The sequence below is a fragment of the Bartonella sp. B1099 genome (assembly GCF_944801835.1).
GTDB lineage: Bacteria > Pseudomonadota > Alphaproteobacteria > Rhizobiales > Rhizobiaceae > Bartonella.
In genome coordinates, this window is sequence record NZ_CALYLN010000001.1 from 1,328,638 (window position 1) to 1,354,414 (window position 25,777).

A 25,777-nucleotide genomic window follows, 5' to 3' on the forward strand; every position below is an offset into this window, starting at 1 on the left:
GAGCAAGCAGATACTATCACATACTTAGGTCGGTCCCCAATATTGCTTGACATTTTTGGCACTTGAGACTCTTGATAAGAGGCATTTTTATTCCTCTCTTGTACTGTTTTTATCACCACAACTCTTCCCGCTTGTAACGTGTAAGCGAATGGTCAATATAAACTAAGTTTGGATTGAGAAAATCCTACGATATTGAGAGGTTTAACTCAATATAAATAAAATTAAATTATCCTTATAAATCAAAATATTGCCTTTGTGAGAATACAGACTGTCAAATGCGTAATTTATGAAATACCAATGATGATATTGAGAGAAAACAAATGTTTTGGTAGGCCTTTATGCACATGGAGATTTTTTCATTCAAAGAGTAGTAGCAATTCATGCTCGGTTGTTAAAACAATAGAGGTTTAAGATTATTTAGAGTTTCAATTAAAGTATAGTGTGATTAAAAAAATGCAAAATTGGTATATTTCTAGTAAAAAGCAACATTTATATATTTGATATTTTTATGATAGAGTGATTCATAAGTCAGTTTGTTTATTTATAAGCTCTTATATACGGTATGATAAACTTTACATTTTAATAAGCAGAATATCACTCATTTTTAAAATCGTATTTTTGATATCCATGCTTTTTAAAATCTTTTGTATAAAAGACAAGTGGTTTTTACTGTGAGTTATTGAAAATTTAAAAAGGAATCTTAAAGAGGCGTTAAAAGATTCTGTATCACTAGGAGTGCTATCTTTATTTTTTGTAAAGAGTAACCAGTTATTTCTAAAGAATAAGAGATTTTATCCAATGAAAGTTTCTGGTCATCAATATAAGAATGTTTCCCGATTGCCGAGAGAACCTAAAGAATCTTTATTGAATGTTCCATTGATTATTGTTGTCTTGATCGTATTTTGTTTGTGTCTTTATTGCATTCCTCAGTATTTTTTTTCTCATCAGCTTTATATTAAAAGTCTAGAGTTTTTTTCATTTACACCAGCATTGTTTAAGAGGGATCCTATCGCATTTTTTTATACTATGGTGAGTTATTCATTTGTGCATGGTAGTTTTAAACATGTGACTCTTAATATGGTTTGGCTTTTGATTTTTGGCTCTCCTTTAGTAAGGCATTTTGGTGTTTTGCGTTTTTTAATTTTTTGGGTGTTAACGGCAGTCATTGCTGTTTTGACTTATTTTACATTTCATCAAGAAAGTGTCATATCACTTGTTGGGGCGTCAGGTGCTGTATCTGGAATGATGGGGGCTATTGCACGTTACGGATTTCCCAACGGTTTAGGTGTCAATGCGCAGCATGAAAAACCTTTGGGGACTTTATTATCTATCAAAAAAGCCCTTTGTTCCAAGAGCGTACTTATTTACATAAGTGTATGGCTGGCGGCTGATTTTATCATAGGTATCTCTTCCATTCTGTTTGAAGAAAATGGTATTTCAATAGCATGGGAAGCACATATTGGCGGGTTTCTTATGGGTTTTTTGTTAGTTGGCTTTTTTGATGTTTCACAAAAAATAAAGACTAGAATCTAAGATATTTATGTGTCACATAAAGTGCTATCGTTGCTGCATTTGAAACATTTAATGATTTAATATTTCCGGGCATATCAAGACGTGCTAAAGTGCAAACGGTTTCGCGTGTTTTTTTCCGTAAGCCTTTCCCTTCTGCACCTAAAACAAGGGCAATTTTATTCCCTGTTAATGTTGTTTCTAGAGGTTGACCCCCTGCTGAATCGAGGCCAAAGCTTGTAAACCCTGTTTGATGGAGTTCTTGAAGAGTTTCAGAGAGATTTCGTACGGTAATATAATGAATCATTTCCAAAGCCCCTGATGCTGCTTTCGCAAGGACACCGCTTTCTTGGGGAGAATGACGGCAAGTGGTAATAAGTGCCGTAGCTTTAAATGCAACAGCAGAGCGCATAATAGCGCCAACATTATGTGGATCAGTAATTTGATCCATGACAATGACCAGATCAGTATTGGTGAGTTCCGATAGTTTGCATGGTTTAAGAGGAGAAGTTTCCAAAACAATTCCTTGATGAACGGCTTCACTTCCAACGAGCGAATCAAGATATTTGGGGGTACATAATGTAACAGGACAAGGATAATCTGATTCGGATATATTTAATCGTTTTAAGGCATTTTGTGTAACGTAAAGACATTTAAAAGTTCTTTTTGGGTTTTTTAAAGCAGCCTGGACGGAATGAATGCCATAAAGATGGATTATTCCTTGCGGTAAAGAAGCGGCTTCCTTCTTCAGATGTGTAGAAGATCGAGAAAGAAAGCCTTTTGTATCGCGATATCGGCGACGTAAACGAGCATAATGAGAATTTTGTGATGTTTTTTCTTTCATAACTCCTTTATAACTTTTTAATAAGAAAAATAGCTAGAAAAAATCTATGATTTAACATTATGAGCAGGAAATTTGTACAGAACTGTATTTATTCTGTTGACAGATACAATCGTAATCGTCATAACCACTTCGCAATCAGATTGAATTGAATGGGTGTTCGAGATGATTGTCGTGATGCCTCATCGCGCGACTTTGCCGGTGTAATGGAGGGGTGCCCGAGTGGTTAAAGGGGGCGGACTGTAAATCCGTTGCGTATGCTACGTTGGTTCGAATCCAACCCCCTCCACCATTCATCGAAGGAGAGTTAGTACGTGGGTCAAGCGGGTATAGCTCAATGGTAGAGCAGCAGCCTTCCAAGCTGAATACGCGGGTTCGATTCCCGCTACCCGCTCCAAATAGTTGTTGATGATTAGGCAAGTAGGTATAATGGAAGGGATTCCATTATTAAAGTGGGCGGGATTTTCCGTCTAAGAGTTGTAGTGATTGGGCTGGAGTACGGTCCAGTTGAATTCAGTTCTGCAGGCCTTTTTCTAGGTGCTAACAAAGATAGAGAATAAAACAAGAGATTAATAGCGATGGCGAAGAGCAAATTTGAACGAACGAAACCGCATGTTAATATTGGTACGATTGGTCACGTTGATCATGGGAAGACTTCATTGACAGCAGCGATTACGAAATTTTTTGGTGAGTTTAAAGCATATGATCAAATTGATGCAGCACCAGAAGAGCGTGCCCGTGGTATTACCATTTCTACAGCACACGTTGAGTATGAAACGGAAAATCGTCACTATGCTCACGTTGATTGCCCCGGACACGCGGATTATGTGAAAAACATGATCACAGGGGCAGCGCAGATGGATGGTGCTATTCTGGTTGTTTCTGCGGCTGATGGTCCAATGCCTCAGACACGTGAGCATATTTTGCTTGCCCGTCAGGTTGGTGTTCCGGCGATTGTTGTTTTTCTTAATAAAGTTGATCAGGTTGATGACACAGAGCTTTTGGATCTTGTAGAGCTTGAGGTTCGGGAACTTTTATCCAAATATGATTTTCCAGGTGATGATGTGCCAATTGTAAAGGGTTCTGCGTTAGCTGCCCTTGAGGACAAGGATAAAAGCATTGGTGAAGATGCGGTTCGTCTTTTGATGAGTGAGGTTGATAATTATATTCCAACCCCTGAACGTCCTGTTGATCAACCATTCTTGATGCCGATAGAAGATGTATTTTCGATATCGGGACGTGGAACGGTTGTTACGGGTCGTGTTGAGCGTGGTATTATTAAAGTTGGCGAGGAAATTGAGATTATCGGTATTCGTCCAACATCTAAGACGACGGTGACGGGTGTTGAAATGTTCCGCAAGCTTTTAGATCAAGGTCAAGCTGGTGATAATATTGGCGCGCTGCTTCGTGGTGTTGATCGTGAAGGGATTGAGCGTGGTCAGGTATTGGCGAAGCCTGGGTCGGTTACCCCGCATACACGTTTTAAAGCCGAGGCTTACATTTTGACGAAAGATGAAGGGGGTCGTCATACACCTTTTTTCACGAATTATCGTCCACAGTTTTACTTCCGTACGACGGATGTTACAGGTATTGTTACGCTTCCAGAAGGAACAGAAATGGTTATGCCCGGTGATAATATTGCGATGGATGTGTCACTGATTGTGCCGATAGCAATGGAAGAGAAGCTTCGTTTTGCTATTCGTGAAGGTGGTCGTACTGTTGGTGCCGGTATCGTCTCTAAGATCATTGAATAAATAATGCTTGTTGAAAGGCTACTAAAGGTGTTTTAGTTTTGAGAGTTAGGGGTATAGCTCAGTTGGTAGAGCGGCGGTCTCCAAAACCGCAGGTCGCGGGTTCAAGTCCTGCTGCCCCTGCCAAAGGAGAACAGAATTTTAGATATGGGGGAGCGGATCTTACTGTCTTTTTCGCTTTTTTTTATCTAGGGCTTGTTTTTTTGTGTGTGAAACGCTATTGAATAGAAAGTAAAGAATTGCATCAGTCTAAAAGGTGGCTTTTGCATTTTTTTCGTGTTTGTTTTGTTGAATAAAACACAATAGTACTAAAAGAAGTATAATAGAAGTATAATAGGGCGAGAGAGAGTATAGTGTGACGATGGCATCTAAAACCAACCCAATTGCCTTTTTGAAGCAAGTTTATGCAGAAACAGTCAAAGTAAAGTGGCCTACGCGTCGCGAGACGGTTATCTCTACTGTTATGGTTTTGTTGGTAACGGCATTAGCTTCGGCTTTCTTTTTTATTGTGGATCAGGTTATGCATTTTGGTGTTTGGCGGGTTATTGATCTTCTGAAATATCTTTTTGGTTGAGAATGTAAGGAAGTATGACTGTGGCGGCTCGTTGGTATATTGTTCAGGCATATTCAAATTTTGAAAAGAAAGTAGCGGAAGCTATTGATAAGGAGGCAAAGCAAAAAGGGCTTGACCATCTGTTTGAAAAGATTTTTGTTCCAACGGAGCGTGTCGTAGAAGTTCGTCGAGGACGCAAAGTTGATACTGAACGAAAATTTTTTCCTGGTTATGTTCTTGTTCGCGCTGAATTAACAGATGAGGTTTATCATCTTATTAAGAATACGCCTAAAGTGACAGGTTTTTTAGGATCGGATGCACGTCCTGTTCCCATTTCTGATCGAGAGGTGGAGCAAATTCTCAAACAAGTTCAGGAAGGAGTTGAATCGCCAAAGTCTTCTGTATTGTTTGAGGTTGGAGAGCAAGTTCGCGTTGCTGATGGTCCTTTTGTTTCGTTTAATGGAATTGTTCAAGAGGTTGAAGAAGAGCGCTCTCGTCTTAAGGTTGAAGTGCTCATTTTTGGGCGTCCTACGCCTGTTGATTTGGAATTTGGTCAGGTTGAAAAACTCTGATTAAACTTAGAGTGATTTTAATTACTTTAAGGAAGGAGTGGGAGGTGATTTACGGCTTTTGTCGGCTTAATGATCCGAACCACATGACTGCAGCGGGTAGCGAGCAAGATAAATTGTTAGCATACCAGTGAAATTGAAGGCAGATTATTATGGCAAAAAAAAGTATAGGTCAGCTCAAGTTGCAGGTTCCTGCAGGGGCTGCTACTCCATCTCCACCGATTGGTCCGGCTCTTGGGCAACGTGGTATTAATATCATGGAATTTTGTAAGGCGTTTAATGCAGCAACACAAGAAATGGAAAAGGGAGCACCGATTCCAGTTGTTATTACGTATTACCAAGATAAGTCTTTCACGTTTTCTCTTAAGACACCTCCTGTATCGTTCTTTTTAAAGAAGGAGGCACAACTGAAATCTGGTTCAAAAGAGCCTGGTAAGGTGTCTGTAGGAAGTATCTCTCGCGATAAAATTCGTTCGATTGCGGAATCAAAGATGAAAGATCTTAATGCGAATGACATTGAGGCGGCAATGCGTATGGTTGAGGGTTCTGCACGCTCGATGGGCTTAGAAGTGGTGGGCTAATATTATGGCAAAAGTAGCAAAGAGAATAAAAAATATCCGAAAAGATATTGAGTTTAATGAACTTTACGCTTTAAAAGACGCTGTTTCAATGGTCAAGGAGCGTGCCGTAGCTAAGTTTGATGAAACAATTGAAATTTCAATGAACTTGGGTGTTGATCCTCGTCATGCTGATCAGATGGTTCGAGGTGTTGCTCATTTGCCTAATGGGACGGGACGAAATATTCGTGTTGCCGTTTTTGCTCGTGGAGATAAGGCTGAGGAAGCTAAGGCAGCAGGAGCGGATGTTGTGGGGGCTGAAGATTTGTTTGAAAGCATTAATAGGGGGGTGATTGACTTTGATCGTTGTATTGCAACACCAGACATGATGCCTCTTGTTGGTCGTCTTGGTAAGATTCTTGGTCCACGCAGTTTGATGCCAAATCCAAAAGTTGGGACTGTAACACTTGATGTTGCTGGTGCTGTCAAGGCTTCTAAAGGTGGTGCTGTCGAGTTTCGTGTTGAAAAAGCAGGGATTGTGCATGCTGGTATTGGGAAGGCTTCTTTTGGCGTTGAAAAAATCGTAGAAAATATTAAAGCCTTTGCAAGTGCAGTTATTAAAGCGAAACCGCAAGGTGCAAAAGGTGAGTATATTAAACGCGTTGCTGTTTCTTCAACGATGGGGGTTGGTGTTAAAGTTGATCCAGCGACGGTTCGTTCAGAGTCAGTATAAGCTGATTTGTAATTTTTTTGAGGTAAGTGACGATCAAAATTATATTTTAAGTGTCGGTTTTATCCGGCATTTAGCCATCTAAGCTTTATAGGGCTTAGGTTATACCGGAAGAAATTCCGGAATATCCTGTCCGAGATTGTAGGTGATACTATTTAAAGTATCTTAATCAAAAAAAACCTGCATGAGACTGGGGTAAAAACTGAGAGTTAAAAGACTTAAAGGGTTTGAGCCAAGGTTGCCTTTGAATGCTGTGCGTGAAAAAGGGGACAGGATCCTCGTCGGTGACATGAAATATTTTATGTTATCAAAGGTAACCAACAGGTTTGTTTTAAAATAAATCTGTTAAATGGAGAGAGACAGTGAATAGAGCGGAAAAACGCGAATTTGTTACATGGCTTAACGAGGCTTTTCAAAAGTCTGGTTCTGTTGTTGTTGCACATTATTCCGGTCTGACAGTTTCACAGATGAACGATTTGCGTTCGAAAATGGGTGAAGCTGGCGGTGCCGTCAAAGTCGCCAAAAACCGTCTTGCTAAAATCGCTCTTCAGGGCACGGAATCTGAATCGATAATGGGTTTGTTTACAGGACAAACACTTATTGCTTATTCAGAAGATCCAATCACAGCACCAAAGGTTGCTGTTGATTTTGCAAAAAGCAATGACAAATTTGTCATCCTTGGCGGTTCAATGGGTGCAACAAGTTTAACTATAGATGCTGTGAAGTCATTGGCTTCGTTGCCTTCATTAAACGAGTTGCGGGCAAAACTTGTAGGTATGATTTCTACTCCTGCAACCCGTATTGCACAGGTTGTTAATGCACCTGGCGGTCAGGTTGCACGTGTCATTGGCGCATATGCTCAGGAGGATAAGGCGGCTTAAGGCTGTTTATTCACGTTGATGGAAAAGCTTTCATGTTTTTCTGTTTTTTTGAATAAGTTTTAATAATGGTTCAAATCTTTTAATTAAAGGAATTTAAAAATGGCTGATCTAGCGAAGATCGTAGAAGACCTTTCTAATCTAACTCTTTTGGAAGCTGCTGAGCTTTCTAAGTTACTTGAAGAAAAGTGGGGTGTTTCGGCTGCTGCTCCTGTAGCCGTCGCTGCTGTTGCTGGTGCTGCTGCTCCAGCTGCTGAAGAAAAAACAGAATTTGATGTTATTCTTGTTGAAGGTGGCGCGCAAAAAATTAATGTTATTAAAGAAGTTCGTGCCCTTACTGGACTTGGTCTTAAAGAAGCGAAAGATCTGGTTGAAGGAGCCCCTAAGCCTATTAAAGAAGGGGCTTCTAAAGAAGAAGCAGAGAAAATTAAATCTCAACTTGAGGCAGCTGGTGCTAAAGTTGAACTTAAATAAATTTAATTTTATCGGCGGACATTTATGTTCGCCGATTTTCTTTCTCTAAAAAGAGGAAAAGTAATGAGTAAAAAAACCTTTTACCAACGGTCTAATCGCAATAGTGGGTATAGGGTTTGGCTACTCATCCCTTATCATAGAGTCAAGTCAATGAAAGGCTTGTCTTGGTGGGGAAAGTCAACGATGCTCATTATTGGGTGTCAGGTGAACTGGTCTGCATATGCAGGTTAATGATGTAAGGCTTTCAAGGTTGGTCTACCTTGAAGAGTAAGGATCAAGGAGCGATGATGGCTCAGACTCACGCAATGATGTCTCAATTCAATGGTCGTAAGCGGGTACGCAAATTTTTTGGTAAGATTCCTGAAGTAGCAGAGATGCCGAATCTTATTGAGGTTCAAAAAGCGTCATATGATCAGTTTCTCATGGTTGAGGAACCGAAAGGTGGACGACCAGATGAAGGCTTGCAAGCTGTTTTTAAATCGGTATTTCCTATTTCCGATTTTTCCGGTACAGCTATGCTTGAGTTTGTTGGTTATGAATTTGATTTACCGAAATTTGATGTTGAAGAATGTCGTCAACGTGATTTAACTTATGCAGCCCCATTGAAGGTGATATTACGTTTGATTGTTTTTGATGTTGATGAGGATACTGGCTCCAAAGATATCAAAGACATTAAAGAGCAGGGCGTTTATATGGGCGATATGCCTTTAATGACGGCCAATGGTACCTTTATTGTTAATGGTACGGAGCGCGTTATTGTTTCTCAGATGCATCGTTCTCCTGGTGTCTTTTTTGATCATGATAAGGGCAAGTCTCATTCATCAGGAAAACTTCTTTTTGCTGCTCGTGTTATTCCGTATCGTGGTTCTTGGCTGGATATTGAATTCGATGCTAAGGACATCATTTATGCGCGTATTGATCGGCGGCGCAAGATACCTGTTACCAGTCTGTTAATGGCATTAGGTATGGATGCCTCAGATATTTTATCGACGTTTTACGATAAAGTGACTTATGAGCGTGATGGAGAAGGATGGCGTGTTCCTTATTCTGTTGATCGCTTTAAAGGAATGAAGCTCATTTCTGACCTTATAGATGCAAAGAGTGGTGAAGTTGTTGCGGAAGCTGGTAAAAAACTGACAGTTCGTACTGCGAAGTCTTTGGCAGAAAAAGGCCTCAAGGCGGTTAAAGTTAGTGAAGATGATTTATTAGGGTGTTATCTTGCTGAAGATATCGTCAATTATGAAACAGGTGAGATTTACCTTGAAGCGGGCGATGAAATTGACGAAAAAGTATTAAAAATTTTGCTTGATGTTAGTGCTGATCAAATTAATATCCTTGATATTGATCACATGAACATTGGTGCCTATATCCGCAATACTTTAAAGGTGGATAAAAATGAAAGTCGACAGGATGCATTATTTGATATTTACCGAGTAATGCGTCCAGGAGAGCCTCCCACAATCGATACAGCAGAAGCAATGTTTCATTCATTGTTTTTTGATCCAGAGCGTTATGATCTTTCAGCTGTTGGACGTGTTAAGATGAATTTGCGTATGGATCTTGATTGTCCAGATACCGTCCGCGTTTTACGTCAAGAGGATATTCTTGCTGTTGTTAAGATGTTGGTTGAGTTGCGTGATGGTCGTGGTGAAATCGATGATATTGATAATCTTGGCAATCGTCGTGTTCGCTCCGTTGGGGAGTTGATGGAAAATCAATATCGCATTGGTCTCCTTCGTATGGAGCGCGCGATAAAAGAACGTATGTCATCGGTTGAAATTGATACAGTGATGCCGCAGGATTTAATCAATGCAAAACCTGCAGCAGCAGCCGTTCGTGAATTTTTTGGATCTTCACAATTGTCGCAATTTATGGATCAAACCAATCCATTGTCGGAAATCACCCATAAGCGCCGTCTTTCTGCTCTTGGTCCAGGGGGATTGACTCGTGAGCGTGCGGGTTTTGAAGTTCGTGACGTCCATCCTACGCATTATGGTCGTATTTGTCCGATTGAAACACCAGAAGGCCCCAATATTGGTCTCATTAACTCCTTAGCAACATTTGCTCGGGTTAACAAATATGGCTTTATTGAAAGTCCATATCGTAAAATTATTGACGGTAAAGTCACCAAAGAAGTTATTTATCTTTCAGCGATGGAAGAAGCAAAGCATTATGTTGCTCAAGCGAATTCTTCATTAGATAGTGAAGGTCGTTTTATAGAAGAGTTTGTTGTTTGTCGTCATGCTGGTGAAGTTTTAATGGCACCGCGCGATCATGTTGATTTGATGGATGTTTCACCAAAACAGTTGGTTTCAGTCGCAGCCGCACTTATTCCGTTTTTAGAAAATGATGATGCGAATCGTGCGCTTATGGGATCGAACATGCAGCGTCAGGCAGTGCCTCTTGTGCGCGCTGAAGCGCCATTTGTTGGGACTGGCATGGAATCCGTTGTTGCACGCGATTCAGGAGCTGCGGTCAGCGCAAAACGGAGTGGTATTGTTGATCAAGTGGATGCGACCCGTATTGTTATTCGTGCAACAGAAGATTTAGATCCTTCAAAATCGGGCGTTGATATTTACCGTTTACAAAAATTTCAGCGTTCTAATCAGTCCACTTGTATTAATCAGCGCCCTCTTGTGCATGTTGGTGATCGGGTAGAGAAGGGTGATATCATTGCGGATGGTCCATCCACGGATCTGGGTGATTTGGCTCTTGGGCGGAATGTTCTTGTCGCCTTTATGCCTTGGAATGGATACAACTATGAAGATTCCATTTTGTTATCTGAGCGCATTGTTGCGGATGATGTGTTTACTTCAATTCATATTGAGGAATTTGAAGTTGCAGCACGTGATACAAAACTTGGGCCTGAGGAAATTACCCGCGATATTCCCAACGTTGCGGAAGAAGCCTTAAGGAATCTTGACGAAGCTGGCATTATTTATATTGGTGCTGAAGTTCAACCGGGTGATATTTTGGTTGGAAAGATTACACCAAAGGGTGAAAGTCCCATGACGCCAGAAGAAAAGCTTCTGCGTGCAATTTTTGGTGAAAAAGCATCAGATGTTCGCGACACTTCTATGCGTATGCCTCCTGGGACGTTTGGTACTGTCGTTGAGGTTCGCGTTTTTAATCGCCATGGAGTGGAAAAAGATGAGCGTGCTATGGCCATTGAACGTGAAGAAATTGAGCGTTTAGCAAAAGACCGTGATGATGAACAGTCGATTCTTGATCGCAATGTTTATGCGCGTCTTACCGATATGTTAACAGGTAAAGTCGCTGTAGAAGGTCCGAAAGGCTTTTCGGAGAGCAAAAAGCTTGATAGTACGGTAATGGGGCGTTATCCACGTTCGCAGTGGTGGCAATTTGCAGTTGAGGATGAAAAGCTTCAAAATGAAATTGAAGCTTTGCGCAAGCAATATGATGAATCAAAAGAAGCATTACAACGTCGCTTTATGGATAAAGTTGAAAAGGTCCAAAGAGGTGATGAAATGCCTCCTGGTGTCATGAAAATGGTAAAGGTTTTTGTGGCTGTGAAGCGCAAAATCCAACCAGGTGATAAGATGGCGGGACGTCACGGGAATAAGGGTGTTGTATCACGTATTCTACCTGTAGAAGATATGCCATTTCTTGAAGATGGAACGCATGCTGACATCGTCTTAAATCCCCTTGGTGTGCCTAGTCGTATGAATGTTGGGCAAATTCTTGAGACGCACCTTGGTTGGGCATGTGCGGGGATGGGCAAAAAGATTGGTGATTTATTAGAATTATATCAAGAGACAGGAGATATACTTCCTTTACGTCAACGTATTGAAAATCTTATGCCTGATGATAATCATAATGAACCTGTGCGTCAGTATGATAACGAAAGTCTTTACAAATTGGCACTTCAGATGAAGAAAGGGGTTTCAATTGCAACGCCTGTTTTTGATGGAGCTCATGAGTCTGATATCAACATGATGCTGGAAGATGCAGGATTGGATAGTTCAGGGCAGGTTACGCTTTATGATGGTCGTACGGGAGAGCCCTTTGATCGTCCAGTAACGGTGGGGTATATTTACATGTTGAAATTGCATCACCTTGTTGATGATAAGATTCATGCACGTTCTATTGGTCCCTACTCACTTGTTACGCAGCAACCATTAGGAGGTAAGGCACAGTTTGGTGGTCAACGTTTTGGTGAAATGGAGGTTTGGGCTCTTGAAGCTTATGGTGCTGCATATACTTTGCAGGAGATGTTGACAGTAAAATCGGATGATGTCGCTGGTCGGACGAAAGTCTATGAAGCGATTGTGCGTGGTGATGATACATTTGAAGCCGGTATCCCTGAGAGCTTTAATGTGTTGGTGAAAGAAATGCGTTCACTTGCTCTCAATGTAGAACTTGATGATGCGCGTGAACTTATTGCACAGCGTGTGTTATCTGATACGGCAGAACAATAATCCAAGGAGCGCACGAGAAAAAGGTTGCGCTCTGATTACTTTAAGAGGCTCAATAACCTTATTTAAGGTCTACAGATCATTTTTGAAAGTAAATGTGTTTTAAAGAAGATCTGTTACAAAATGAATGAGATATTACAACAGGTTCTAAGAATCTTTGAAGGAGAACAGCATGAACCACGAGGTCATGAATCTTTTCAATCCTCAAGCGCCAGCGCAAACATTTGACTCTATTCGTATTTCGATTGCGAGTCCTGAGAAAATTTTGTCTTGGTCATATGGTGAGATTAAGAAGCCTGAGACTATTAATTATCGGACTTTTAAACCAGAGCGTGATGGTCTTTTTTGTGCACGTATATTTGGCCCGATTAAAGACTATGAATGTCTATGCGGTAAATATAAACGCATGAAATATAAGGGGATTCTTTGTGAAAAATGTGGTGTGGAAGTTACTCTTTCGCGCGTACGTCGTGAACGTATGGGGCACATTGAGCTGGCAGCGCCTGTTGCGCATATATGGTTCCTTAAATCATTACCAGGCCGTATTTCTACACTTTTAGATTTGACTTTAAAAGATATTGAGCGTGTTCTTTATTTCGAGAATTATATTGTAACCGAACCAGGGTTGACCTCTCTTAAGCTCCACCAGCTTCTTTCTGAAGAAGAATATATGCTGGCGATTGATGAGTTTGGAGAAGATCAGTTTACAGCGATGATTGGCGCTGAAGCTATTTACGAGCTTTTAGCGAGTATGGAGCTCGATAAAATCGCCAATGATTTACGTCTCGAATTAGCTGAAACAACTTCAGAGTTAAAGCAGAAAAAATTGATTAAACGACTTAAAATCGTTGAAAATTTTCTTGAATCTGGGAATAAGCCAGAATGGATGATTATGAAAACAATTCCGGTTATTCCACCGGATTTACGTCCATTGGTTCCGCTTGATGGTGGACGTTTTGCAACATCAGATCTCAATGATCTTTATCGTCGTGTTATCAATCGTAATAACCGTTTGAAACGGCTGATTGAATTGCGTGCTCCTGGAATTATTGTGCGTAATGAAAAGCGTATGGTGCAAGAAGCTGTTGACGCATTGTTTGATAACGGACGGCGTGGGCGTGTGATTACGGGAGCCAATAAACGTCCATTAAAATCTCTTTCAGATATGTTAAAGGGTAAGCAAGGCCGTTTCCGTCAAAATCTACTTGGAAAGCGTGTTGATTACTCGGGTCGTTCTGTTATCGTGACAGGTCCTGAATTAAAGTTACATCAATGTGGTCTTCCTAAAAAAATGGCCCTTGAATTATTTAAGCCCTTTATTTATGCGCGCCTTGATGCAAAAGGATATTCTTCCACTGTAAAACAAGCAAAAAAGCTTGTTGAAAAAGAGCATCCAGAAGTTTGGGATATTTTAGATGAGGTTATTCGTGAACATCCTGTTTTACTCAATCGTGCCCCAACATTACACCGTCTGGGGATTCAGGCTTTTGAACCTATCTTAATTGAAGGGAAGGCTATCCAACTTCATCCATTGGTATGTACCGCTTTTAATGCGGATTTTGATGGAGATCAGATGGCGGTTCATGTTCCACTTTCTCTCGAAGCACAGCTTGAAGCCCGTGTTTTGATGATGTCGACCAATAATATTCTTCATCCAGCGAATGGTGCCCCTATTATTGTTCCATCACAGGATATGGTTCTTGGTCTTTATTATCTCTCAATTGTTTCTGAAAAAGAACCAGGTGAAGGAATGGCTTTTTCTGATATTGGTGAGCTTCATTATGCCTTGGAAAATAAGGTCGTAACGCTTCATACGAAGATTAAAGGCCGTGTTAAGAATATTGGCAAGGATGGAAAAGAAGTTGCTAAACTTTATGATACGACACCTGGTCGTTTGATTATCGGTGAGCTTTTACCTAAAAATCCAAATATCTCATTTGATATTGTCAATCAAGAAATGACAAAAAAGAATATTTCTAAAATGATTGATCACGTTTATCGCCACTGTGGACAAAAAGAGACGGTTATTTTTTGTGACCGTATTATGCAGCTTGGTTTTTCTTATGCTTGTCGTGCAGGAATTTCATTTGGGAAGGATGATATGGTTATTCCTGATAGCAAATCACGTTTGGTCGCAGAAACAGAAGCTTTGGCGAAGGAATACGAACAGCAATATAATGATGGTTTGATTACACAGGGTGAAAAATATAATAAGGTTGTGGATGCTTGGGGTAAATGTACAGACCGTGTTGCGGATGAAATGATGAAGCGAATTCAAGCCGTCGATTTTGATCCTAAAACAGGTCGTCAACGGCCCATGAATTCAATCTATATGATGTCGCACTCTGGTGCTCGTGGTTCAGCTAACCAGATGAGACAATTGGCTGGTATGCGTGGATTAATGGCAAAACCATCGGGTGAGATTATTGAAACTCCCATTATTTCAAATTTTAAGGAAGGTCTAACTGTTAACGAATACTTTAACTCTACCCATGGTGCGCGTAAAGGTCTTGCGGATACTGCGTTAAAAACGGCAAACTCTGGTTATCTCACACGGCGTCTTGTTGATGTGGCACAGGATGCTATTATTTCAGCCGTTGATTGTGGTACTGCAAAAGGGCTTACGATGCAGCCAATTGTTGATGCAGGACAAATTGTTGCCTCTCTTGGGCAACGAATTCTTGGTCGTACAGCCCTTGTTGATATTTTACATCCTGTCTCTGGAGAGGTTATTCTTGAAGGTGGATCGATGATTGAGGAGGCTGATGTTGCGAAAATTGAAGAAGCCGGAATTCAATCTGTTCAAATTCGTTCTGCTTTAACATGTGAAACACGTCTTGGTGTTTGTGCAAAATGCTATGGTCGTGATTTGGCACGTGGAACACCGGTTAATCAGGGAGAAGCCGTTGGTGTTATTGCTGCTCAATCCATTGGTGAGCCGGGAACGCAGCTTACTATGCGTACTTTCCACTTAGGAGGAACTGCACAAGTTGTTGATTCATCGTATTTAGAGGCATCTTATGAAGGTACGGTGGAGATTCGTAATCGTAATGTAGTTCGTAACTCTGAAGGTCATTTGGTTGTTATGGGGCGTAATATGGCTATCCTTATCAAGGATGAGTTAGGAAAAGAACGCGTTGTGCATCGTGTTAGCTATGGTGCGCATATTTTTGTTGATGATGGTGATGTGGTTAAACGTGGCCAGCGTATAGCAGAATGGGATCCTTATACACGTCCAGTTTTAACGGAAGTTGAAGGTTATGTGGGTTTTGAGGATATGGTTGATGGTTTATCAGTCACTGAAACAGCTGATGAATCTACAGGGATTACGAAACGTTTGGTGATTGATTGGCGTGCTAATCCACGTGGTGCGGAGCTCAAACCAGCCATTATTATCCACGCAGATAAAGAAGGTAAGTCCATTGCTAAATTGTATAAAGGAGGTGAAGCCCGCTATATGATGTCAGTGGAAACTATTCTTTCTGTTGAGCTTGGTGCTCATGTTAAAGCTGGTGATGTTATTGCTCGTTTGCCAATGGAAAGTGCTAAGACGAAAGATATTACAGGGGGGCTACCAAGGGTGGCAGAACTTTTTGAAGCGCGTCGTCCAAAGGATCATGCAATTATTGCTGAAGTCAGTGGTACAATTCGCTTTGGTCGTGGTTATAAGAATAAACGCCGTATTATTATTGAGCCAAATGATGAAACTCTTGAGCCAGTAGAATATTTGATTCCAAAAGGTAAGTTATTTCACTTCCAAGAAGGCGATCAAATTGAGAAGGGTGATTATATCCTTGATGGTAATCCAGCCCCTCATGATATCTTAGCGATTAAGGGTGTTGAAGCTTTGGCATCTTATCTTGTTAATGAGATTCAGGAAGTTTATCGTTTGCAGGGGGTTCTTATCAATGACAAGCATATTGAAGTGATTGTTCGTCAAATGTTGCAAAAGGTTGAAATTACTGAATCTGGAGATTCTGGTTATATTCCAGGTGACAATGTTGATCGTATTGAACTTGATGAAATCAATGACAATTTGATTGCAGAAGGAAAGAAGCCTGCATCTGGTAATCCCATTCTTCTTGGAATTACAAAAGCTTCTCTTCAAACGCCTTCTTTTATTTCAGCAGCATCATTTCAGGAAACAACACGTGTTCTGACCGAAGCAGCGGTTTCTGGTAAAATTGATACTTTGCAAGGACTTAAAGAGAACGTTATTGTCGGTCGTCTTATTCCTGCTGGTACAGGCGGTACGATTTCTCAAATCCGTCGTATTGCTGCAGTTCGTGATGATTTGATTGTAGATGAGCAGCGTAAGTCTAGTAATAACGAAGTGGCCAAGGCTATGTTGACAAATATGACAGCCGAAACCGTTTCTGAATAATTTAAAGACAACGTCACATAATAAAAAAACGTCTGAATAGAAAGTTCAGACGTTTTTTTATCTCGAAATGTAGAAGCTGCATATTTCCCAGAATAATCATAAAAAATTATAAGCCGATAGTCGTTTATTATTTTGTAATGATGCTTATTTTTTTTGTTGCTTCATTTTAAAGTTTTCTTATTTCTGAAGGCAGTATAGAAAATTCTTTTCAGGATATGTAAAGCCTAAAAGCCATATTTCAAGAAAAAGAGAGGATTATCTATAAGTGAAATAACGATTAATTTTGATTTTTTAGAAAATTTTTTGATTGATATTTTCTGCAAAGATTTAAAAAGTCTTATGATGAGAATGCATGTCTTTATATTTTAGAGTATGGGAAAGTAGAGGATAGGGTTCTTACTAAAGTTTTATAAAAAAAACAGGTATATTTCTTATAACAATGTGCTCTATGAAGACAGAATGATAAAATGTACGAATATTATTCAATGAGAGAATTGACGCGTGAGTTTTCAATAACAGTTCGGACTTTGCGTTATTATGAAGAAGAAGGGCTTCTTATTCCTTTACGGCGTGGAAGTACGCGGCTTTATACACAAACGGACCGGTCTATAAGTTAAAACAAATACTACGTGCTAAAAGAGTTAAATTTTCATTGTCTAAAATATTTGAGATGTTGTCTATGGTTGGAGATCCACCTGATGATGAGAAAAAGCTTAAGAAGTTAATTGCAGGAATTCATAAAAAGCGAGCTGATTTAAAGAAGATGCAGCATGATATTGATGATCTTCTACAGGATTTAGAACGAATTGAGGAGAATTTTTTTGAGAGCTTAGCAGAGTTGGGGGTTAATCGTTAATTATGAAATTTATTTCATCTATTTTTGGAAAATTTTCTTTCTATTAAAAGAGACAGGTTATGCTATCCTAATAGGTAGATGGTCTTTAATGCTGCGTGAAATGTGTAAGTCATTTGAAAAAATAGAGCATGCGCAAAAAGCAGCAAAGGTATTTTCGCAATATATTGTCCTTAATAAGCAAAAAATATTTTTCAATTAAAGAAAGTAAAGACAATGGCAGTTTCTCCCATGAGTATTTTTCAATCTATTTTATCGCGAAAGTCAATTCGCGCTTTTACTGACCAGCCCGTTAGTTTGGAAACAATCAAAGAAATTTTAAAACTTGCAGCACGTGCACCATCTGGAACAAATATTCAGCCATGGCAAGTGATTGTGCTTACGGGAAGTGTATTACATAAAGTAGGGCAAGAGCTTTCACAACTTGTGCTTTCAGGTGTAAAAGGAGAACGTGAATATCATTATTATCCACGTCAATGGCGTGAGCCTTATCTTTCAAGGCGTCGAAAAGTTGGTTTGGATCTTTATCAGAGTCTTGGAATTCAAAAAGGTGATGAAGAAAAAATGCTTCATCAAAAGGCGCGTAATTTTTTATTTTTCGATGCGCCTGTAGGATTTTTGTTTACAATGGATCACGACATGGAAATGGGGAGTTGGCTTGATTTGGGTATGTTTATGCAGACTATTATGTTAGCAGCACGTGGATTTGGATTGGATACTTGCCCTCAAGCGGCTTTTGCTGATTATCACAAACAGATTCGTACACTTTTATCGATTCCTTCTGATCGTCATATTATCTGTGGTATGGCACTTGGTTATCGCGATATGAATGCTCCAGAAAATAACTTTGATACAGAACGAGAACCATTAGAAAACTTTGTACGTTTCATTGAAGCATATCCATAAAATATTTTGTGTAATTAAGCATACATTTTGAATGACTTTATAAGAAATATTTCCGGTAAAAATTTCACATTCTCATTAAATTATAGTCTTGCATATTAACACTTATTTTACTATGTCTGAAAAGTTAAGAGAGTGATGACTCTAGGGGCATTGTTCATTTTAAAGGTTGACTATGGAAAGCACTATAGAAAGAAAGTGTTGGGTGGTAGCAAGACGAGCGACATTTGTGTTTATTGCTGTCATTTTTTTAGTTTATCTCACAATTTGATTTTAAGTGGGACAAACGTTATAAAAAGCGTATGCTCAAACCATACTACAGTTTTGAGGTGATACGTGTTTTTATCTGTTTTTGAACTTTTTAAAATTGGAATTGGTCCTTCTAGCTCACACACGATGGGGCCGATGACAGCTGCTAATATGTTTTTGCAAAAGATACGAGATTTTTCTCAGTCATCTGATATTCAAGTTTCTCGTATACGAGTTTATCTCCATGGTTCCTTAGCTTTTACGGGTATTGGTCATGCAACAGATAGGGCTATTGTATTAGGGCTTTTAGGAGAAAAAGCTTCTACTGTTGATCCTGATAATATGGAATTTTTGTTAGAAAAAGTTATCCGTGAAAAAAAAGTGCAACCAGAAGAGCATCCCGCTTATCAGTTTGATTTGCAAAGTGATCTTATTTTTGAACGAAAAGAAATCTTACCTGGACATACGAATGGGTTAGCATTTGAAGGACTTGATACGGGTGGGAATGTTCTGTTAAGGCAGATTTATTATTCTATCGGGGGTGGCTTTGTTGTGACTGAGGATGAATTAAGCCATATGAATGGTGATATACAACCAGAAGCATTTGAGGTGCCATATCCTTTTGATTCTGCGCGTACAATGTTATTAATGGCGGAAAAATCCGGACTTTCGATTGCTGAAATGAAGCGCTTAAATGAAGAAACAAAGATTGAGCGTTCTTCTCTAGATGCAGGACTTGATGAAATTTTTTCAGCGATGACAAATTGTATTGATAGAGGTCTTTCACAAGAAGGTGAGTTGCCTGGTGGATTACGTGTTCTAAGGCGTGCTAAAAAGCTGCATGAAACGCTTTTGAAAAATCAAAAGAAAAATTTCAATTATCCACTTTGGGCAAATGATTGGCTTTCGGTATATGCTATGGCAGTCAATGAGGAAAATGCAGCAGGTGGTCGTGTTGTTACCGCTCCAACAAATGGGGCTGCTGGTGTTGTTCCCGCAGTTTTACGCTACTATCTTCAGTTTAATGATGATTCAAATCAAGAGGGAATACATAATTTTCTATTGACGGCAGCAGCGATTGGCGGTGTTATCAAACATAATGCCTCTATTTCTGGTGCAGAGGTTGGATGTCAAGGTGAAGTTGGAACGGCATCTTCAATGGCCGCGGCGGGCTTGACGGCGGCGTTAGGTGGAACGCCGGCTCAAATTGAAAATGCAGCGGAAATTGCGCTTGAGCATCATTTGGGAATGACGTGTGATCCGGTTGCAGGTCTTGTCCAAGTTCCTTGTATTGAGCGTAATGCAATGGGGGCGGTTAAGGCAGTAACGGCTTCTTCTCTTGCATTATATGGGAATGGAGAGCATTTTGTTTCTCTTGATGCTTGTATAGAAACAATGCGTCAGACGGGTCATGATATGAGTGAACGCTATAAAGAAACAAGTAAAGGTGGTCTCGCAGTCAATGCAATATCTTGTTAAGAGCTGGAATATTTCTTCAATCCGTAACTGGATTCGTTGGGGAAGTATCGCATTTTTTCTTCCTAAGAAAGCTTATGTTTTTTGTTGCTTATAAATCAAAATTCGAATTTAATTCAGCAGTATGCTTAGGATAAATTTGAGGCGAATTCGTGCTTTCTGAACAAGGAATAGCTTTTTCTTGCAAGATTTGAAGGAGAGTATTGCTTATATCTATTTGATTTGTCTCTGAAATGAAAAAGTAGTCTCATTGGAAAAAATAAAAAAGCGACACGTACAATGAGTGATCAATCTGTCATCACTTTCTAGCTGAATTTTATGGCTTTTAAAAGTAGAAACCTTTTAGACATCTGATATGGCGAAAAAACACTTTGAAAAGAAACTCTAATTTGCAATAATTAAAAGGGACCTCAGAAAATCTTATTTTCCAACTTTTATTTAAAATTTCTTGTACCGGCAAAAAAATTTAAAATAAATAATTAGCATATACATTAAAAATATTTTCAAAATTTCCATGAAAAACAGAATGCAAATGATAACATATCATACATAAAAACACAATAAAGTCAAAAAATTGTTTGCAATTATTTTATATGAATCTACCCTTTATACGTGATTCATTTGATCACTTTTTATAAACAATTGTCATGTATGAATAGAGCATAAAAAGCAAATCATGAGGTAAATATTATAACGTATGTGTGTATTTAAATGAAATGAAAAGCAGCTATCATTCATAACGGTTCATAAATTTTATGATACGTTTTTATCATTTACAAATCGCATTGTTAAAAACGCAATCGTTTAAAATTATCGATAACATACATTTAAAGATCATACCTTGTTTTTTAAATGATTGGATTGTTAATCGCATTATCAAGCATAAGATTATGGTTCTCAAAATTGAGAAGCATAAAATCTAAAGATGTTATCGCAACATTAGATCATCCTATAAGAGGGTAATCATTTGAAACTGTTATAAGCTTATAGATTTTCATTTATTAAGGGCGCATAAAAGAATTAAAGATAAGATCGATTTTAAAACGCTTTCTAAAAATTTAGAAAATAATAGGCAGGCATTATACAGGTCCCATCACAACAAATATGAAATTCAAAACGTTATGTCATATGAGATCAAAAGCCTTTTTATGGCGTATGTAAGAAAGCTATCAAAAAACGTTTTAAAAGTTATCGTTTAAAAATACGAAACCAAATGGGGTTAATCCAAATTTGGATTGAGTGATTTTAGTTATCTCAAAATTGGGGGGGAAGCTATTAAGACAAAGGTAAGCAAGCAAAATTCAAAGTCATTGTAACATCATAAAGACATGGGATTTTACTCAATTTTTAGAAAAAAGCGACAATGTTTTAAAAAATGCTCTATTCTAAAGTTAACGCCAAAATTGGGGTGTTTAATTTTTAAAGAAAAGTGAAAATACGCTTATAAGAACCTCACTAAATGAATGTTTAAACGTTTGAAACTGATGTTTTATAACAGCTATAAACTTAGTTATCATTTGCTCTTAAGAACGTTTCATTTACGAAAAAACAAAGATCTAGATTTTACAGCAGAGCCAATCTTAGAAACCTTACATTTGATAAAAGCGTTTGTTTATTTGTCTTATGAAAAGCTACTTTTAAAAACCAACGCGCGTAAATGTAAAAACGGGTTTTGTTATAGACATTTCACTTAATACATATTTGCTTTTGATTGTCTTGATGAACCTACAAAGCATTTTGATTTGCTTGATAAATTTGATTTTATACAATGCGTTATTTGAATTCACTCAGCTCGATTTCGAGGTCAGTACTTTTAAACGTTTTAAGAAGCGTTTTGATCATGTGCTTTTTTTTAAACAAATCTCTTTAGAGATAAAGACGTTATGATTAATACGTTTGATAGTCATAAAAGTGTTTATAGGCTCTAAATTCACTCTCTCATTCAAATGAATACTATCAAGATTATACCCATCATTTACGGTTCTTTTGATAACATTATCACTTTCATAAATCTCACAATTTTTGGAATCAACCTTACTTTGCTTTTTTTGTTAAGTTTTGCATTGCCATAAGCACGACCCCAAACTTTGGCACAATTAAATTTTTAATGCTATTTGTGCTGTGATAAAAAACGTATCATAAAATTTATGAACTGTTATGAATGATAGCTGGTTTTCATTTCATTTGAATGTTTATATGCGTTATAATATTTACATCATGATTTGTTTTTTGTGGTCTTTTCATATATGGCAATTGTTTATAAAAAATGGTCAAATGAATCACATATAAAAGGATGAATTCTGATGGGGGGCATATAAAATTATTTTCATAATATATTATTTTTTATATTTTTATGAACTACGTAGCGCCAGGTGCTGAAAAACACGGTGATAAATCTGTTTTTATGCCTTCCTCATAAGAGTATTGTATAGCATAACCACATCCGACAAAATCATTATACGCCAATCACAGTATAAAAGATAGCCACTATTTTAAAGACTTCGGAAAGGCGTAACCTATTCGCTAGTTATTTAGTGTTTTGATCACTTGAATATTTATATAACAAAATACGTATTTATTGTCAAATAATATTTTATCTTTTTTGATATTTTTTATGATTTCTTTAAATGCATTGTGTGTAAATATTTATCATATGCTTATGAATTGTTTCTTTTTTATTATATGCTTTTAAAGCTATATTATGGTCTTTATTAAACGATTGCGTTATTTTTTGAATTTATACATTTATAATATTTATAAACGCTCTCATCATGTGTATTTTTAATTTTATAACCTATCATATTTTTTACTAAATGCTTTTTAAAGATTTCTGTTAATTTCTTTAATAACACATTTTCAACTCAACAGTTTTTTATAGGGACTGTTTTTATAATCAACGCGTTCATTTGTATTATGATTATGAAAATGCCTTATGATTATGAAAGCCTGCTTTTTTCACGGGTGTTTTATAGCTGTTATCTTCTTTATAACCACCACATCATTTTTATAAGAGAAATGATAATCATAGAGATTAGCAAAATCCCTTTTAATAGATTTTGTCAGTTTAATCAGTTCTTTTTAGACCCTATAGTATTTTTTTAATTGAGAGAAAATTAAAAACATTATATTTCAATATGTTAATGTTTCAAATAAACAACCTATATTAAACACAATACGTAAATACAATCTTATATATTTAAGAGGGTTTTGTAGGTTTTTTTGGGGGGTAGACACCGTCAAAACCTATAGCAAAATGAGTATACATAACTCTCTTTAAACAAAGCCTTTGAAAAGGATAAAAGCTATCATTTTAGATTACGGTATAATCTCTTAAAAGAAATCCAAAAGAAACGTATTCTATTTAAAATGGGATTTCTTAAAAGTCTTAAAGCAATCCAAATAAGAGTGTTTAAAAGTGCGAATGTTCTTTTTTTAGAATAACACATATAAACACTCCTTTTAGATTATATGTAATCAACTTACAAAAGAGGTATAGCTATATTCTATACCCCTTATAAGATTAGCATACCCATTATGTAAGCATGCTTTATAAGTTTATTCAGTTTCTTTAATTTCTAATTTTGGTAGTTTTTTCACGATTTTCATTGTTTCTAAACTTACGGTAATAACCCTTTGAAACAACTCCAATGGATAAGCAGGGTTGCCAATGGTCTCAACAGCATAGCGATTGGTACCATTCGTAATGCCACTCTTTTTATCAGTCTTTACGCATTGACGCCCCATAACCCATTCAAGAGCCGGCTTGCCATTGACGATATAGTCATAAGCCTCAAGAGGGATATCTGTTATCGTGATATTGCTGTTATAAAAAACAGTGCTCTTATCTTTCTCTTTACTATTTCCAGAGATTTCATTTCAGTCACGTAATAAAACTTTTCGGGATTAGAGATATCAGTCTGTTTTGGATTGCCTTTTTTAAATGTGACTGGATAAGGCTCTACATCTTCATAATTTATGTGCAAATACCCCAGTTCACGCCCTGCTGTCACAAACTTCCAAAAATCATCAGCAGTTTTTACACAAGGGATACGTGGGAGTTCTTTGCATAAATTATCAGCATAACGAGTACGGTAATCTTCCGAATGTAAAAGACCGTAAACGTAATAGAATAGATCATCTTTAGTGATTGTTTCATTAGGATAAGCCACTTTAAAATGGTCTAGTCCTTCATCCGTAATGGCATCACGCCTCTGTAAACCAGCATTTTTGCTTTCCTTTATAGAGTTTGCAAATAAATGGGATTGTTTTTCACTTTTACTTTTTGAAACCGTAGTTTCTTCGTAAATATACCGTGGAAAGCATTGGCTTTTTTCTATTGAATCAAAGTTAGGTATGTCCTTAGTCATACATAAGTACAGAAAAACCTTTCATTGCTCCTATGCCGGTAACTTGAATCACTTTATTTTCAACGGTTTGTTTCATAGGAAATATACGCGGCATTTGATAAACTGATTCATTAAAGATGCAATTATAATAAAGCCATTGATGTGTAAAGGGGCGATAAAGGGTTTGAACTAAGCAATTATTCTCAAATTTGGAAAAATTACTTCTTACCAATTCTCGTTTAAGAGTACTACTCCAACTGATTTTTGTAACATCAATGTTAACAAAATTATTTACAGCATTTTCACGTATTTTACGGTCAGCATATGCATAAGTATTATTAAAACGCTCTACTTCATGCCTATAAAAGGCAATCATATTACCCATATTTTGGGATAAAGATTCATGACTTGAGTTATAAGCCCAAGCATCACGATTAGTTTTAAGACCACAGTATGAAGGTGTTTTTCGTTCTTTTCGTGATAAACGACTAGGTTCTCCAGAACACCCGCTGATCATGCGTTTTATGCCAAAAGCACAAGAGAAATTTTATGAATGGCTAGAAAATCTTCATAGAGAGGCAAAAGGTGGTCATTTCTCAAAAAGCTTACAATCGCATGTTTTAAAAATGCCTAAGACTATAGCAAGCCTTGCGTTGATTTTTGAACTGTGTGAAGGTGGGCGTTTTGAAATTGGTCTCTATGCTATCACAACAGCGTTGCGTTGGGAAAAATATCTGATAAGTCATGCGAAACGTCTTTATGCGGCGCATGATACATTAACAGCAGAGCGTGCAAAATTGATTGTCGAACGCTGTGATTGTTTACCCGATGTTTTTACGGCAAGGGATATCTATAGACGATGTTGGAGTTCTTTAAAAGATAAAGAAGCTGTGAAGCAAGCTTTAGAGCTTTTATGTCGTTCTAATCACCTGCGAAAAAAGTTTATAACACATCAGACAAGTGGACACCCTAGCGCCTATTATGAATGGCATCCTTTGGTCAAAAACAACAGCATAAAACAATAACACCTCTTTTGAAGTTTTTAAAACAATCACACAAAACTCTTTTTATAGCATTCTCATTAAGTAATTTTTTTCCAAAAAAAATGATCTGAATGACTTTGTAAAAAGAGTTTTGTCAGTGCTGTCAGTCTTGTCAGTTCTTTTTAGCCCCCCCTTTCTATATATTTTTTAATCAAAAATAAAAGTTATTATATTTCAATAGATTAATGACTTTAAAACACAACTCATATCAATGGTGCAATCTTT

The 25,777-nt window shown here is 37.8% G+C and carries 13 protein-coding genes, 3 tRNA genes and 3 pseudogenes; 17 read left to right on the forward strand and 2 right to left on the reverse strand.

Annotation, left to right across the window (positions count from 1 at the left end):
• The first annotated feature begins 798 nt into the window (after positions 1 to 798).
• Positions 799 to 1,533, forward strand: a complete 735-nt coding sequence (locus NNJ73_RS05775) for a rhomboid family intramembrane serine protease (RefSeq protein ID WP_254493237.1) — start codon at positions 799 to 801, stop codon at positions 1,531 to 1,533.
• On the opposite strand, the gene NNJ73_RS05780 is transcribed toward NNJ73_RS05775, so the two are convergent.
• Positions 1,523 to 2,353, reverse strand: coding sequence for an RNA methyltransferase (locus NNJ73_RS05780; protein WP_254493091.1), 831 nt, complete (start codon positions 2,351 to 2,353; stop codon positions 1,523 to 1,525). The two genes, NNJ73_RS05775 and NNJ73_RS05780, sit on opposite strands and share 11 nt — an antisense overlap.
• Positions 2,354 to 2,558: 205 nt before the next feature.
• On the opposite strand from NNJ73_RS05780, the gene NNJ73_RS05785 reads away from it, so the two are divergent.
• The 15 genes and pseudogenes from NNJ73_RS05785 (at position 2,559) to NNJ73_RS05855 (ending at position 20,166) form a co-directional block, all read left to right on the forward strand.
• Positions 2,559 to 2,642, forward strand: a tRNA-Tyr gene (locus tag NNJ73_RS05785).
• A gap of 31 nt (positions 2,643 to 2,673) precedes the next feature.
• Positions 2,674 to 2,747 (forward strand) — tRNA-Gly (locus NNJ73_RS05790).
• 181 nt (positions 2,748 to 2,928) lie between these two features.
• The gene (gene tuf, locus NNJ73_RS05795) at positions 2,929 to 4,104 is read left to right on the forward strand and encodes an elongation factor Tu (RefSeq protein WP_254493093.1); all 1,176 of its coding nucleotides are present in this window, start codon (positions 2,929 to 2,931) and stop codon (positions 4,102 to 4,104) included.
• Between the two features lie 47 nt (positions 4,105 to 4,151).
• Positions 4,152 to 4,227, forward strand: a tRNA-Trp gene (locus tag NNJ73_RS05800).
• Between the two features lie 235 nt (positions 4,228 to 4,462).
• Complete coding sequence (secE, locus tag NNJ73_RS05805) at positions 4,463 to 4,675, forward strand: preprotein translocase subunit SecE (RefSeq protein WP_005773665.1); 213 nt, start codon at positions 4,463 to 4,465, stop codon at positions 4,673 to 4,675.
• A gap of 20 nt (positions 4,676 to 4,695) precedes the next feature.
• Positions 4,696 to 5,226 (forward strand): transcription termination/antitermination protein NusG, encoded by a 531-nt coding sequence (gene nusG, locus NNJ73_RS05810; protein WP_005773664.1) that lies wholly within the window; start codon positions 4,696 to 4,698, stop codon positions 5,224 to 5,226.
• A 149-nt stretch (positions 5,227 to 5,375) separates the two neighbouring features.
• The gene (gene rplK / locus NNJ73_RS05815) at positions 5,376 to 5,804 is read left to right on the forward strand and encodes a 50S ribosomal protein L11 (RefSeq protein ID WP_012231471.1); all 429 of its coding nucleotides are present in this window, start codon (positions 5,376 to 5,378) and stop codon (positions 5,802 to 5,804) included.
• Positions 5,805 to 5,808: 4 nt separating this feature from the next.
• A complete protein-coding gene (gene rplA / locus NNJ73_RS05820; RefSeq protein ID WP_254493094.1) occupies positions 5,809 to 6,513 on the forward strand; it encodes a 50S ribosomal protein L1 in 705 nt (234 codons plus the stop codon).
• Between the two features lie 359 nt (positions 6,514 to 6,872).
• Positions 6,873 to 7,391, forward strand: a complete 519-nt coding sequence (rplJ, locus tag NNJ73_RS05825) for a 50S ribosomal protein L10 (RefSeq protein ID WP_254493096.1) — start codon at positions 6,873 to 6,875, stop codon at positions 7,389 to 7,391.
• A gap of 99 nt (positions 7,392 to 7,490) precedes the next feature.
• On the forward strand, positions 7,491 to 7,862 hold the full coding sequence (rplL, locus tag NNJ73_RS05830; RefSeq protein WP_012231477.1) for a 50S ribosomal protein L7/L12: 372 nt from the start codon (positions 7,491 to 7,493) through the stop codon (positions 7,860 to 7,862).
• Between the two features lie 287 nt (positions 7,863 to 8,149).
• On the forward strand, positions 8,150 to 12,301 hold the full coding sequence (rpoB, locus tag NNJ73_RS05835; RefSeq protein ID WP_254493098.1) for a DNA-directed RNA polymerase subunit beta: 4,152 nt from the start codon (positions 8,150 to 8,152) through the stop codon (positions 12,299 to 12,301).
• A 169-nt stretch (positions 12,302 to 12,470) separates the two neighbouring features.
• Positions 12,471 to 16,682, forward strand: a complete 4,212-nt coding sequence (rpoC, locus tag NNJ73_RS05840; protein ID WP_254493100.1) for a DNA-directed RNA polymerase subunit beta' — start codon at positions 12,471 to 12,473, stop codon at positions 16,680 to 16,682.
• Positions 16,683 to 17,149: 467 nt separating this feature from the next.
• Positions 17,150 to 17,538, forward strand: a pseudogene (locus NNJ73_RS05845) (MerR family DNA-binding transcriptional regulator).
• Between the two features lie 213 nt (positions 17,539 to 17,751).
• Entirely contained in the window at positions 17,752 to 18,441 is a 690-nt protein-coding gene (locus NNJ73_RS05850; RefSeq protein WP_254493102.1) for a nitroreductase, read from the forward strand.
• A gap of 333 nt (positions 18,442 to 18,774) precedes the next feature.
• A complete protein-coding gene (locus NNJ73_RS05855; RefSeq protein ID WP_254493104.1) occupies positions 18,775 to 20,166 on the forward strand; it encodes an L-serine ammonia-lyase in 1,392 nt (463 codons plus the stop codon).
• A 3,552-nt stretch (positions 20,167 to 23,718) separates the two neighbouring features.
• On the opposite strand, the pseudogene NNJ73_RS05860 reads toward NNJ73_RS05855, so the two are convergent.
• Positions 23,719 to 24,957 (reverse strand): annotated as a pseudogene (locus NNJ73_RS05860) (type ISP restriction/modification enzyme); the annotation flags it as partial.
• Between the two features lie 58 nt (positions 24,958 to 25,015).
• On the opposite strand from NNJ73_RS05860, the pseudogene NNJ73_RS05865 reads away from it, so the two are divergent.
• Positions 25,016 to 25,534, forward strand: a pseudogene (locus NNJ73_RS05865) (DUF3987 domain-containing protein); the annotation flags it as partial.
• Positions 25,535 to 25,777 lie beyond the last annotated feature (243 nt).